Origin of the sequence: Bombella pluederhausensis (assembly GCF_026385525.1) — a bacterium.
GTDB lineage: Bacteria > Pseudomonadota > Alphaproteobacteria > Acetobacterales > Acetobacteraceae > Bombella > Bombella pluederhausensis.
The window spans coordinates 13,829-27,253 of sequence record NZ_JANIDY010000004.1 but is presented as its reverse complement, the minus strand read 5'-3'; the positions used below and the strand labels follow the sequence as shown (position 1 = coordinate 27,253).

At 58.1% G+C, this 13,425-nt stretch carries 12 protein-coding genes; 2 read left to right on the top strand and 10 right to left on the bottom strand.

What is annotated here, in order from left to right; translation table 11 throughout:
* Positions 1-45: 45 nt before the first annotated feature.
* Entirely contained in the window at positions 46-1,095 is a 1,050-nt protein-coding gene (locus NQF86_RS07830) for an NADP(H)-dependent aldo-keto reductase (protein ID WP_266117089.1), read from the top strand.
* A 420-nt stretch (positions 1,096-1,515) separates the two neighbouring features.
* On the opposite strand, the gene NQF86_RS07825 is transcribed toward NQF86_RS07830, so the two are convergent.
* From NQF86_RS07825 to ybaK, 6 genes are all read right to left on the bottom strand, one after another.
* Positions 1,516-2,247 carry a cytochrome c1 gene (locus NQF86_RS07825; RefSeq protein ID WP_266117088.1) on the bottom strand — a complete coding sequence of 244 codons (732 nt, stop codon included), beginning with the start codon at positions 2,245-2,247 and terminating at the stop codon, positions 1,516-1,518.
* Positions 2,244-3,437, bottom strand: a complete 1,194-nt coding sequence (locus tag NQF86_RS07820) for a cytochrome b (protein ID WP_266117087.1) — start codon at positions 3,435-3,437, stop codon at positions 2,244-2,246. Before NQF86_RS07820 ends, NQF86_RS07825 begins: the two co-directional genes overlap by 4 nt.
* 15 nt (positions 3,438-3,452) lie before the next feature.
* Positions 3,453-4,127: a ubiquinol-cytochrome c reductase iron-sulfur subunit gene (petA, locus tag NQF86_RS07815; protein ID WP_266117086.1), complete on the bottom strand. Its 675-nt coding sequence runs from the start codon at positions 4,125-4,127 to the stop codon at positions 3,453-3,455.
* A 97-nt stretch (positions 4,128-4,224) separates the two neighbouring features.
* Positions 4,225-7,539 (bottom strand): efflux RND transporter permease subunit, encoded by a 3,315-nt coding sequence (locus NQF86_RS07810; RefSeq protein WP_266117085.1) that lies wholly within the window; start codon positions 7,537-7,539, stop codon positions 4,225-4,227.
* A 161-nt stretch (positions 7,540-7,700) separates the two neighbouring features.
* Positions 7,701-8,141 carry a hypothetical protein gene (locus NQF86_RS07805; RefSeq protein WP_266117084.1) on the bottom strand — a complete coding sequence of 147 codons (441 nt, stop codon included), beginning with the start codon at positions 8,139-8,141 and terminating at the stop codon, positions 7,701-7,703.
* Positions 8,142-8,289: 148 nt separating this feature from the next.
* Complete coding sequence (ybaK, locus tag NQF86_RS07800; RefSeq protein WP_266117083.1) at positions 8,290-8,775, bottom strand: Cys-tRNA(Pro) deacylase; 486 nt, start codon at positions 8,773-8,775, stop codon at positions 8,290-8,292.
* Positions 8,776-8,979: 204 nt separating this feature from the next.
* Between ybaK and NQF86_RS07795 the strand changes: the two genes are divergently transcribed.
* Positions 8,980-9,291, top strand: coding sequence for a putative quinol monooxygenase (locus tag NQF86_RS07795; RefSeq protein WP_266117082.1), 312 nt, complete (start codon positions 8,980-8,982; stop codon positions 9,289-9,291).
* On the opposite strand, the gene NQF86_RS07790 is transcribed toward NQF86_RS07795, so the two are convergent.
* The 4 genes from NQF86_RS07790 to NQF86_RS07775 form a co-directional block, all read right to left on the bottom strand.
* Positions 9,285-10,010, bottom strand: coding sequence for a hypothetical protein (locus tag NQF86_RS07790; RefSeq protein WP_266117081.1), 726 nt, complete (start codon positions 10,008-10,010; stop codon positions 9,285-9,287). The genes NQF86_RS07795 and NQF86_RS07790 overlap by 7 nt on opposite strands.
* A gap of 51 nt (positions 10,011-10,061) precedes the next feature.
* Positions 10,062-11,438 (bottom strand): L-serine ammonia-lyase, encoded by a 1,377-nt coding sequence (locus tag NQF86_RS07785; protein ID WP_266117080.1) that lies wholly within the window; start codon positions 11,436-11,438, stop codon positions 10,062-10,064.
* Between the two features lie 194 nt (positions 11,439-11,632).
* A complete protein-coding gene (locus NQF86_RS07780; RefSeq protein ID WP_266117079.1) occupies positions 11,633-12,487 on the bottom strand; it encodes a sugar phosphate isomerase/epimerase family protein in 855 nt (284 codons plus the stop codon).
* A complete protein-coding gene (locus NQF86_RS07775; protein ID WP_266117078.1) occupies positions 12,484-13,305 on the bottom strand; it encodes an alpha/beta fold hydrolase in 822 nt (273 codons plus the stop codon). The genes NQF86_RS07780 and NQF86_RS07775 overlap by 4 nt, the downstream gene beginning before the upstream one ends.
* Positions 13,306-13,425 lie beyond the last annotated feature (120 nt).

Genomic DNA, 13,425 nt, shown 5'->3' with positions numbered 1-13,425 from the left:
TCAGAATATCCGGCAGATGACGATCATTGGCAGGGAGAGATAGCCATGCAGTACAGAAAACTGGGGCGGACTGGCCTGAAGGTGAGTGAAATATGCCTTGGGACCATGACATTCGGCCAGCAGAATACTGAGGCTGAAGGCCATGCCCAGCTCGATATGGCCCTTGAACATGGCGTAAATTTCATCGACACGGCAGAACTTTATTCCATTCCCCCACGGGCAGAAACGCAGGGTTCGACTGAGCGGATCGTGGGGAGCTGGCTGAAAGCCCGTGGCAATCGGGACAAGGTCATTCTGGCCAGCAAGGTGGTCGGGCGCAGCCAGAATGACTGGTTCCGTCCCGGTGGCGAAAAGCCTCGCCTGACTCCGAAGCAGATACGTTACGCCATTGAAGGCTCGCTCAAGCGGCTGAATACTGATTATCTGGACCTTTATCAGCTTCATTGGCCGGACCGTGAGATCAATATCTTTGGCGAAGGCGGCACGACCTTCCGCACATTGTCCGATGCCGATGAAGTGCCAATTGCCGAGACGCTGGGTGCCCTAGGTGAGCTGGTGAAGGAGGGCAAGGTCCGTCATGTGGGGCTGTCTAACGAGACGGCCTGGGGTGTATCGGAATTCCTGCGTGTCTCACGGGAAGAAAAACAGCCCCGCATCGCTTCCATCCAGAATGCCTATAACCTGCTGAACCGGACCTATGAGATCGGTCTGGCGGAAATGGGCCTGCGGGAGGATGTTGGCCTGCTGGCCTATTCGCCTCTGGCGCAGGGTTATCTGACAGGCAAATATCTGGACGGTGCCCGCCCGCCGGGAGCCCGTACGACCTTGTTCAACCGTGGCCAGCGTTATGAGAAACCCGGCGTGGATGAGGCCATCCGGGCCTATCAGGCGCTGGCGAAGGACTCAGGGCTTGATTTTGCTCAGATGGCCATCGCTTTCGTCACATCCCGTCCGTTCGTGACGTCCAATATCATCGGTGCCACGACCATGAAGCAGCTTGAGACGGCCCTGACCTCCATTCAGGTGGACATCACGCCGGAGCTGGAGGAGAAGATCAACGCCATCCATCAGCTGAATGCCAATCCGGCCCCCTGAAGCGGCTTCTGGCAGCCTATGACCGGAACTGACGTATCGGGCTGGTAACAGGCTGTTATGTGAAGCAGGGCAGCCCTTGTCTGTTCCGTAAAGGCATGGGCTGCCGTGAAGGGAGAAGCCCGTATGGTGATTGGTACGCCTGACAGATACATGAAGCAGATCTGCAAATCCTGTAGTGCTGTTTATGTGTCTCATCAGCCATCAGATGCGATCTGGCCCAGAGTGATCCGGTGCAAGAAATGTGGTCATACTGGTTTTGAACATGTTTTCTTCACTCGTCCCCGGTCGTCCGTTTCAGGCTGGGTCAGGCGTTTCCTCCCATTCGGTCTGGGGAGGCGCCTATAGGAATGGCCTGAACAAGTTTAGTCCCTTGAAACTGAAAACCCCGCCTGAGGAAGTTCCCGGCGGGGTTTGTTGTGTTCAGGCGGTTCGTTTCAGCAGCCGCCAGAGGGCGAGCAGCACCCCGCCAAGCAGGGCGAAGTAGAGCAGTACCGCCGTGCCGATGAAGTGGCGTGTGCTGCGATGGGAATCATCAGCCCACTGGAGGAACGCCGTTACATCGCTGGCCATCTGGGGGATGGTTGCCTTCGTGCCATCAGGGAAGGTAATCATCCCTTCATGCAGTGGCGGGCGCATCTTGAACTTGTGGTGATGCGTCAGGGCAATGGGGTTGTAATAGGTGTTCGGGGCCAGTGTGACGCCGGGCGGGACAGGGCGGTAGCCTGCCAGCATCTGGCGGATATAGTCCGGCCCGCCCCGGATGGTACGGGCAATGTGGGAGAGGTCTGGCGGATAGTCCCCGCCATTATTGGCCTTGCCTACGGCCACGCTGGGATAGGGGGAGGCGATGGGACTCTCCAGCCCTGCATGACGCTGTTGTGCCCAGTGCTGTAGAGCTGTGACGGAGGGTTGAAGGCCAATCATGTCTCCATAATGGGCCCGTTCCATGCTGTGGCAGGAGCTGCATACCTGCTGGAAGATCATAAGCCCCCGTTCTTCCGGGCGCATGGGGGGCAGAGGCTCAGCCGGCGGAGGGGACTTCTGTATGGGGACGATGGGTTCATCCGTGCTGGAAGCGTGAGCAGGCAGGCTGGTCAGGGAGAAAGAAACCAGCAGGGCCGTGCCTGTCAGGAAGGAACGCAGAAGCTTCATGATGTTTCTCCCTGTGTGGAGGAACCCGTCATCTGCCGTTCCCTGTATGAGGTCACGGGCAGCAGGACCAGAAAGACGAGGAACCAGACCAGCATGGCCCCCCGGCTGAGCCAGACCCACAGAGGCGTGGCTCCGTGCATCCCTGCCAGAATGAGGGTGATGAAGGCGATGAAGAACAGCCCCATCCCGGCCCTGACCAGCGGGCGGTAGGTGGCGTTATGGCGGGGGGAGCGGTCCAGCCACGGCAGGACAAAGAGAACCAGAAGGCTGGCAGCCGCAGCGATCAGCCCGCCAAGGCGGGACGGAATGGCCCGCAGCATGGCAAACCACGGGGCAAGATACCATTCTGGCGTGATGTCTGCCGGTGTTTTGAGTGGATTGGCGAGAATGACATTATCCAGCTTGCCGAGCAGGTCGGGAAGGAAAAAGATCAGCACGGCAAAGAGGGCCAGAAAGACGCAGACGGCCAGACAGTCCTTCACGACATAAAACGGGGCAAAGGGGCGTGTCGTGTGGTCCGGGCGGGGACTGTCCAGCGTAGGGTTGCTGGAGCCAGTCCCATGCAGGCAGAGCACATGCAGCCCGATCACGGTGGCGATGATGAAGCCAAGCGTGAAATGCAGGATGAAGAAGCGGTGCAGGGCGATGCCTCCCAGCGTATCCTCACCCAGCAGATAGACAAGCAGCCCGTGCCCGATTCCCGGTATGGCTTCCACGGCATGGGTGATGACGGTGGCGCCCCAGTAGGACATCTGCCCCCATGGCAGGACATAGCCTGCAAAGGCGGTCGTCATGAAAAGAAGCATCATGAACAGGCCGGAGAGCCAGACCAGTTCCCGTGGGGCCTTGTAAGACCCATACCAGAGTCCCCGCCCCACATGGAGATAGAGCGCAGCAAACAGCATGCTCACGCCCCCCGTATGGATGCTGCGGATGATCCAGCCGGATGGCACCCGCCGTTCTATGGCTTCCACACTGTCGAAGGCCTGAGACAGGTCAGGCTGGTAATGCAGGGAGAGGAACAGCCCGCTGACGAACATCAGCCCGAAAGCGACCAGCAGGCAGGCGCCCAGTGTCCAGAACAGATTGACCGGCGGCATGGGAAAGCGGGCCATATGCTGACAGAGAGGCCGCAGGAAGGGCAGACGGGTGGAAAGCCAGCCTGTGGAGGGTGTGGTGTTGTCGTTCATCGTGCGGGCTGTCCCTCAGAGCTGCTGGATGCTGTTCAGGCTGTAATGGGGGGAGAGCAGGCTTTCACCCAGCCGGATCGTGTGGTCATCCACGAAATGGAGCGGTGGGACCGGGAGGTTGTAGGGGGCTGGCATGTTGCGGAGGACCCGTCCGGCACCATCAAACTGTGACCCGTGGCAGGGGCAGAAGAATCCCCCGGAGGCTGGCAGGCTGGCGATGTCCTTATAGTCTGGCACGCAGCCCAGATGGGTGCAGATGGTGATGTAAACGCCATATTCCGGCCGGAGGGAACGGTGGGCATTTTCAGCCTCATGAGGCTGCTGCCTGATACGGGATTGCGGGTCTGCCAGTTGGGCGAGCAGGGCGGTGTCCTCCAGCGCATGGATCATGTCCGGTGTGCGGTGCTGTATGGCTACGGGCATCCCCTGCCAGACGACAATCTTATGTGCACCGGGAGCAAGGTCCTGCACGGAAACATCCATGACGGCCTGTTCCCGTGTACTGGCAGCGGAGCTTGCCTGTGTGCGGCGGAGGCTGTCCAGAAACGGCACGGCAAGTGTGCAGGCTCCTGCACCACCCAAAGCAACGGACCCGGCTGTCAGGACCGTACGGCGTGTGGGATGAGGCAGAAGTGACCCTTCCTCATCAAGGGAAGGGTGGGGGAAGCTGGCATCGTGTTTCTGGGTCATGGGCGGGTTTCCTCGTCAGAGGCCCAGTTATAGAAACAGCGGCGGAGTGGTGCAATCAGAAGGGCCTGTGGTGGGTGACCGTTTTTCCTTGTCGGGATTACAGGGTTGCCCGTATCCGGCCACCGAGATTTATGCAGCGGTGTTTTAGCCCTTCCATCAAAAGATAGACTGCCGGTGTGGTGTAGAAGGTCAGAAGCTGACTGAAGGCCATACCGCCCAGTATGGCAACACCCAGCGGGTGACGCAGCTCACACCCGTAACCCTCACCAAACATGAGGGGAATGGCCCCTAATGCTGCTGCCAGTGTCGTCATGAGGATAGGGCGGAACCGTATGACAGAGGCGTGCTGGATGGCCTGTTTGGCTGTCAGTGCCGGATTGTGATTATGGATATAGATGGCGAAGTCGATCACCAGAATGGCATTTTTCTTCACAAGGCCGGTCAGTAGGATGATGCCAATAATGGCGATCAGGCTGAATTTCTCCCCGGCAATCCACAGGCCCAGTATGCCCCCCACACCGGCGGAAGGTAATGTGGAGAGGATGGTGATGGGGTGGACGAGGCTCTCATAAAGGATGCCAAGAACGATATACATGATGGCAACGGCTGCAAGAAAAGCCAGTAGCGCATTGAGCATGAGCGTGTTGGTTTCGCCTGTCGTCCCCGTGAACTCTCCGTGAATCGTGTCCGAAGCGTGAAGGCTGACGAGTGCCTTATTGATAAGGGTAATGGCATCATCGTAGCTGGTACCCTCTGTGAGGTCGAAGGAGAGGGTCGTGGCGTAATAGCCGTTATGGTGCGCAATACTCAGCGGCATGGGGGTTTTGACGATACTGGCGACATTATCCAGCGGGATCATGGTTTCCTGCGAGGAGGAAACAGCCGCTCCGTTAGAGCTGTTGCCCGAAAGCTTGTTGGCGAGTGAGTTGGTGACGGAATCTCTGGAGAGAGACGCCTGTGTGTTCAGTGCCTTGCCTGTGCGGACACGGATAAGGTTGGAGGCAATGCCACCGGCGGCTGTTCCCGCAGAGGTGGAAAGCCATAATTGATGCAGCATGTTGGGATATTCACGGAACGGCTCTCCCACGACCATGACAACCTTGTGGTTTGTCAGTGGCAGATGAATGGTGGAGACAACACTCTGCCCGTAGGCATCAAATAGCGCATTCTGGACAAGTTGTGGCGTGATGCCGTACCGAGCCTCCAGGTCTCGGTGAATGACGATATTGGCTGAGAAGCTGACATCTTCCGCATTGGTGGAGAGGTTGCGGAATTTTCTACTGGCCCGCAGCTTTGCCAGCAGAGCGGGCATGGTGTTGTAAAGGGGCGTACTGCTGTCGCTCTGGAGGACATAGCGGTAATTGCCGGTACTGTCCGAATCTCCGCCGCCTTGCCTGCCGCTATTGAGTGCCCAGAAGAAAGATTCCGCCCCAGCTTGTTGAGGGATGGCCTTGCGGATGCGGGCCAGTATGGTCGGTATGCTGTCCCGCTTGTCCTTGTCTTTCAGCGTGACAAAAAAGCGGCTTGTATGGCTCGTCCGGTTGAAGGTGACGACTGTCTGCACAGCCGGGTCCTTCTGTATGATGGCTTCAACCTGATGGATCCGGCGTGTCAGCGCCTTGAAGGAAAGGCTTGGTTCCCCGTTGACGCTGCCTTGCAGGATGGCAAGGTCCATGTCCGGTATGGCCGTTTTGGGCATGAGGATGACCCCGCCTGCCAGTAGCAGGAAACTTCCCGGCAGCGTCAGGCCTACCAGTAGGGGGTAGCGCAGGCTCCAGCCGATGGAGTGTTCATAAGCTGCCGTCAGGCGGATCAGGCCGAGCTCTATGAGTTCGACAAAGCGTCTGAGTGCATAGCTGGCCCAGCTCATGGGAGTCTGGAGAAGGGACTGCTGCGGTTTCGCTGGAATGTCCGGTTCCGACCCTGCCGGTGCGACCACCAGAAAACGGGCGCAGAGCATGGGGGTCAGGGTCAGGGAGAGGATCATGGAGATGGTAATGGTAGCCGCCATGGTCATGGCGAACTCGGAGAGGGCTGAGCCCAGCGTGCCGGGGATGTAGAGAAGCGGTATGAAGACGGCGATTAGGGAGAGGCTGATGGAGACGACCGTGAAGGCGATCTCGGACGTTCCGATAAGGCTGGCTTGATGACGGTCCATTCCCGCTTCCATATGGCGGGCGATGTTTTCCAGAACCACGATGGCGTCATCAATGACGAATCCTGCCGCAATGGTCAGGGCCATGAGAGACAGGATATCAAGGGAGAAATTGAACCACGCCATCGCCGTCAGTGTGCCGGAAAGGGCTACGGGAATGGTGATGGCGGGTATGAGCGTGCTGGCAAAATGTCGGAAGAACAGGGCCACCACCAGCACGACCAGAAAGATGGAAATGACCAGCGTTTGCTTGGCATCTGTCAGCGAGGCACGGATGGTCAGGGAAAGATCAAGCCCTGTCTGGAGGTTGGCACTGGCGGGCAGGGCCTGTCGTAATAGAGGCAGCCGCTCCGTGATGCTGTTGACGATCTGTACGGTATTGGCATGAGGCTGCGGAATGACAGCAATGGTAATGGCCGTTTTTCCGTTCAGTGTGCTACCCTGATAGACGTCCTGCACATCATCACGGATGGTTGCAATGTCTCGCAGATAGATGGGGTTTTTCCCGTTGCGGTAGGCGACCACAAGGTCCCGGTACTGCGCCGCATTGATGGCCTGATCGTTCGTCTGGAGTTGGATGCGCTGTTCCCCTGCCGTGATGAAGCCTTTGGGTGTGAAGGCGTTGGCAGAGGCGAGGGCGGAGCGGATATCTTCGGGGTTCAGCCCCCAGCGGTAGAGCGGGTAGGGGTTCAGCTCCACACGTACGGCTGGATTGGAAGCGCCGAATGTTTCCACCCGGCCCACACCGGGAATCTGCGCAAGTATGGGGCGGACCCGGATCGTAGCGAGGTCGTATAGCTGGTCACGAGGGAGCTGATCTGACGTCAGATGCAGGAGATAGATGGGCCTGTCACCATCCAGTTTGAAGGCCTGCGGGTCGGAATCCAGCGTGCCGTTGGGCAGGTCGCTGCGGGCTGCCCGCAGGGCGGCCTGCACATCCCGCAAGGCGCCATCAATATTGCGGGACGAGGAGAAGTCCATGAAAATGGATGTCTGCCCGCTGCTGGTAATGGATTCCAGCGTCTGGACGTCAGAGATGGAGGCCAGCCGTCTTTCCAGCGGGGTGGAAACAGATGTGGCCATCTGTTGCGGGTCTGCCCCCTGTTGGTTGGCGATCACCATGATGGAGGTGGCCGTCATATCCGGCATGGTGGAAATGGGCAGAAATGGCAGGGCGATCAGCCCGGACAGAAAAATGGCCAGAGCGAACAGTGTCGTCGCCACGGGGCGGTCGATGAAAAGCCGACAGAAGACCATCCCTGACAATTAACTCTTTCTTTATATGATTATGGAAGCCTTTGCTTCCATAGAGATAGAGCCCTGTATGAATCAACCTGTTTTTACTGGTCATTCATGTGATGGGGAAGCAGGACGGCAGAATAATTCTGGTTCTGCCGCCCCGGTGGTGCTGTTTTCTGTCAGGGGGTGATGGGCTGGGGCGATGGTACATAGCCGTAGCCCTGTACATAAGTCGTTGTCTGGGACACATAACCCTGCCCCGGCTGGTAGCGGGTATAGCCGGGTACGGGATATGGATAACCGGGAGGGGCCGGAGGCGGTGCCGGTGGCTGGACGATCACGACATTGGTGGCCGGAGCGGGCGGCGGGCTGTAGCTGGGCACAGCATAAGGCATGGCATAGCTATCGCCGTAATAGCCTCTGTCAAACCCGTTGAAAGCCCGGTCCACCACATTATAGCCAATGCCGGACCCTACGCCATATCCCAGCCCACGGGCGAAGCTGTGCCCGAAACTGTGATGGTGATGGGCCTCTGCCGGTGTGGCTGCCAGCCCGCAGGACAGGGTGGCTACGGCAAGTCCGGCTGCCACTTTTTTGAGTGTTTCTGAGACAGGGATCATTGGGCTCTCCTTTGTTTCAGCATTATCAGCCAGATAACGGACCAGCGCAGGGGCTGCCTGTCATGGTGTGTCCGGCATCAGGATATAGAGCGCAGGCGCATGAAACGTTAGTGAAATTACCGTCACGAAATGGTCATGTTCTAAAGGATCATGATTCGGTGATGCTGGCAAAAACAGCTTGCGTTACCTTCTGGATATTCTGAGGAGTCAGACAGGCGAGAAACCCTCGTGCTCCAGCGTTGATCCATATGGTGTCATGCTTTTGTGCGCTGCGGTCAATGACGGTCGGCAGGGTTTCCTTTGAGCCAAAAGGTGTTGTCCCACCGGAGACGAACCCTGTGCGTTCATGAGCTTCATCGGGCTGCATCATTTTGGCGTTCCGGCCTCCCAGTGCGGCGGCCAGAGCCTTGAAGTTGACTCGTTTATCTACGGGGATGACGGCAAAGGCAGGCTGTTTCCGGTCGACCTTGATGGCTAGCGTTTTGAAGACGGCGGATGGTGCCGCCCCGATTGCACTGGCGGCTTGTTCGCCAATACGGCCTTTCTGTGGGGCATAGTCATACTGGCAGGTCTCATAGGGGACGCCCGTGCTGTCGAGAAAACGGGTTGCAGCGGTATCCTGCTGGCTGACCATAGGGAGACTCCTTACCCTCAATGAAAGACTGACACTACCGACCCTATCAGATCGTTCTTTCCTCTGTCTGACAAGGTGGGTCTGGTTCAGGTCTGGTTTGCTGGAATGGGAGGGGACACACATTGCGTCAGGTGGGGCTGGGGTTCATTCTGGCACAATCAGGGGCGGGGTGTTTTCTGCCTCTCTGGCCGTGAGGAGATGATTATGACGCAGCCTTTTGTCGTTCTGGCCGAATTCGAAGCCAGAGAGGAAACGGTGGAAGCGTTTCTGGAAGCCTGCCGGGATGACGCTATCTGCTCCAGAAGGGATGAGCCGGGCTGTCTGGAGTTCACCGTTCAGCGCAGTGCAGATAATCCCAATCTTGTGGTGTTGTATGAGGTTTATGCAGACCGTGCGGCCTTTCAGGCGCATGAGGCAGCACCGCATTTTGCTGTGTTTTCAGGTGCCCTGAGGGAGCTGGGAATCGTGACGAAGCAGATCCGCTTCCTGCATAAGCTGTTTCCTTCCGCTCATTGACCAGCGGTGACGCCATCCAGATTGATGAGGCTCACGGCAGGCTGAAAACGGCGGGGGGAATGGGCTGCTTTGTCCATGTTGTTTTCCTCTGCCGTGACGGGCGGAACATGGGTGAAGCTGAGCGTCACCTTCACATGGCTATTGTGCAGGAAGATGGTCCCGACTGTTTCATCCTGCGCTGGGCTGATGCCACGGGCAAGCTGGGTCTCCCGCCATGGCGTAATGAGGCGGGATGACCACGCATCTTCCGCAGAGACGGCATCAGGCTGGTCTGTCTGTTCATCGGAGAAATAGGGGGTCAGCTGCCCATCGGTGAAGCAGGCATTGTTCACGTAGTTTTCCACTGCTTCCCTGTAAGGGCGTGCTTTGTGGTGGCGCGGCATATAGAGGCCGTTCCATTTAGGGTCATATGTGCAGGATTTTGCCCGCCAGAGACCGTCCGTTCCTTTCGCCATGGTGCAGTGGACACGGACATGGAGGGAATCGTCACTGCCGGTCGAGGCGTAAGACAGGGGTGTGCTGGCCAGTTTCTGGCAGGGCAGAGTAGGGACAAGCAGAGCCGGTGCTGCTGGTCGTTTAGAGGCCGGGAGTGGATCGCCGGGCTCCGCATGGGCAGCGGGCAGCGAGGCCAGAACAGGGACAATGAACAGGGCGAAGGAAAGGCTGTGGCGTTTCATGGCGTGGGAGCGTATCGCAGCATGAGGAAAGAGAGGACTCACAATAGCGTATGCGCCATATCGGGCAAGCTCTCCTGAATCAGCTGTTCCCCATCAGCAGGCAGGGACGTTGACAGCCAGCCCGCCAAGGGCGGTTTCCTTGTAACGGTGATTCATATCCCGTCCTGTCTCGGCCATTGTCTTGATGACGTGGTCCAGAGAGACATAATGCGCTCCGCTATCATCGCTCATAGCCAGCGATGAGGCGTTGATGGCTTTGACGGCGCCGAAGGCGTTACGTTCAATGCAGGGAATCTGGACAAGACCGGCAACGGGGTCGCAGGTCATGCCCAGATGGTGCTCCATGGCGATTTCAGCGGCATGTTCGCACTGTTCTGGCGTGCCGCCCAGCGCTGCCGTCAGCCCGGCTGCGGCCATGGAGGAGGCGACCCCCACCTCTCCCTGACACCCAACTTCCGCCCCGGAGATGGAGGCGTTGAGCTTGAATAGCCCCCCTATGGCGGCGGCTGTCAGCAGGAAGGTACGTAGACCTTCCTTGCTATATTCAGGGCAGAAGTCCCGATAATAGCGCATGACGGCGGGAATGACGCCTGCGGCCCCGTTGGTAGGTGCTGTGACAACACGGCCCCCGGCGGCGTTTTCTTCATTCACGGCGATGGCAAAAAGGCTGATCCAGTTCATGACGCCATGGGGTGAGGGAGCGGCGTTGGTTTTTGCCTGAAGGCGGGCATAGAGCTTTGCAGCCCGGCGCTGTACTTTCAGCGGGCCGGGGAGGGTATCCGTATTGCGCAGCCCGGCCTCGACACAGGCAAACATCGTTTCAGCAATCCGGTCCATGCCTCGCTCTACATCCCATAAGGGGCGTGTGGCGGTCTCGTTAGTCATCATGATGGTGGCGATGTCGGTGTTCTGTCGCTTGGTATGGGCGAGCAGTTCTTCACCACTGCGGAAAGGGAAAGGAACATCAGGCAGGGAGTAGGACATCGTCCTCGCCTGTTCCTCTGGCGTAATGAATCCACCTCCGACAGAGCAGAAGCGCTGGCGGGTAATGAGCGTGCCATCCCGGCTGAAGGCTTCAAACTGCATGGTATTAGGATGGATGGGGGGAATGGTCGCTGTATCGAGGCAGATGTCGTTTTGATAATCGAAAGAAAAACTCGTGCCGTTGAGATTCAGGAGGTGGGTGCTTTCAATATGCTGGACCAGTTTCTTGGCGGTGTCCGGGTTTACATGTTCTGGTGTTTCCCCGGCGAGGCCCAGCAGAACGGCCTTGATGGTTCCATGGCCTTCCGCCGTCAGGGCCAGCGAGCCGTACAGGGTAACGACAATGCGGGCGGGGCTTTTTTCCAGCGGGCCATCGGGCAGTTCCGACAGAACATCAGCAAAGCGCTGTGCCGCCCGCATGGGGCCGACCGTATGGGAGGAGGAAGGGCCAATCCCTATCTTGAACAGATCAAACAGGCTGAGCATGAAAACGGGCCCTTATCGTGTGAATCTCGTATGTCTTTTATGGGATAAAATGGGCCTTGTTATAAGCCTTAAAAAATAAATTATTCTGATTATGGAACAATCAGAAAAGCCTGTTATGCAGGACACTTCCCGGCCTGTCACCTGCACGGAAAAGGCCACGGAGGGCGTACCTCTCATGGCCTTGCAGGTGGGTTTCAGCCTGCCGGTGTGTCCCATATCTGGTTTAACGCCGTGCGGCATTGCGTGATGAGCGCTTTCAGGTCGCCATCATACAGGCTGTCCGGCACGTCTGATGAAAAGATTTCCACGGCGCAGGCCCCACGGAATCCCGCATCCCATGTGGCATGGAGCATGTCATGGAGTGGAATGGAGCCCTTGCCGGGGATGCGCCTGTCCCCTGCGGAACGTGGCGTGCGCCAGTCGCTGATCTGCACGACATTGATGAGAGAGCCTGCCCGCAGGATGGCCTCGCAGGCATCCGGCTGCTGCCATATGTTCCAGTAATCCAGACAGAGCCCCAGAGCGGGATGATCCACGGCCCGGATGATGTCCAGTGCCTGATCGATGGTCCAGATGGCTGTTTCGTAATTGATGGAGGTCGGATTGAGCGGCTCCAGCGAGAGGCGGATGCCAAGGTCTGCGGCAAGGGGAGCAAGGTGGCGCAGGGAATCGATCGTCCGGGTGATACAGCCATGGATGTCGCCGTTCTCCGGTGCCCCTGTATTGACGACAAATGGAACACCCTGTGCGTAAGGAGCAAAGCGGCGCATGCTGTCTTCCAGCCGGGCAAGGCGGCGTTCCGGCTCTTGCGGGTAGGGCATCATCTTGCTGGCCCCGAAGGTTCGTACAGCAGGCTGGAAAGAGCTGACTGTCAGGCCGCTCTCTTGCAGCAGGGCCATCTGTTCATCCAGCCGGTGCGGGTCGAGTTTGGCTTCACACAGCTCAATCGTCTCGACTCCCAGAGCGGCATAATTCTGGATGTCTTCTTCAAAGGACCAAGGTTGTGTGGTGAATTCATTCATTCCGAATGCAAAAGGGAAACCGCTCATGCTGCTGCTCCTTCTTCCATGAAGGCAAGGACCGTCTGATTGAACTTCTCGGTTTCATCAAGGAAGACCATGTGGGAGCTGTTTTCAAACTCCACGGCACGGCAGTGGGGCATGTGGTCGGCAACCCATCGGGGGCCTGCGGCGGGCAGAACCTTGTCTTTCCCGGCAACCATCATGAGCGAGGGCAGGGTGAGGTGTGGGAGCACGTCCCGCCAGTCCTGTGTGGTGTGGTCTGCCATCATGAGGGAGGCCGCAGGGCTGGGGCATTTTGCCATTTCGCTCAGCAGCATGGTCTTCTCATCGTCCGGAAGGCTGGTGCTGAGACAATCCGACAGATTCTGCTGATCGAATGCTGTGCGGTTAAAGGCCAGCTGTTGCTGGAGGAAGGTCAGCCCGGCTTCATCGTAGCAGGTGGCATGCCCGAGTTTCCAGTCCGGGGAGAAGAATTGCTTGGGAGTCTGCTGCACGAAGATGGCGCTGCGGAGCTGCTTCTGGCCGAACAGTTCCAGATAGGACCATATGATCGGGGAGCCGATGGACCAGCCCAGCACGGTGGCGTCTTTCAGGTCCAGAGCGTCCAGAAGGTCCCGCAGATCGGCAGCGAGACGGGCGATGCGGTAGCCGTGCTCCGGTTTATCTGACTCGCCATGCCCTCGCAGGTCCAGCGTGATGACACGGTGCTTCTGAGCGAGGGCTTTGATGTTGCGATGGAAGAATCGGCTGGAAAAGGTCCAGCCATGGATCATGACCAAAGGTCGGCCCTGCCCATACTCCTCATAATGGAGCTTTACCTGATCGCTGGTGGTAATGTGGGGCATGTCTGTCCTTCCCTGTTTCATAGGGTATGTAAAGGCCGCAGGGGCTGTCCCTGCCATCATGGCCTCTGTTCTAGTTGGGCCTCTTGTTCTTCCTTCTGCAAGAGGGATGAAAATATTCTT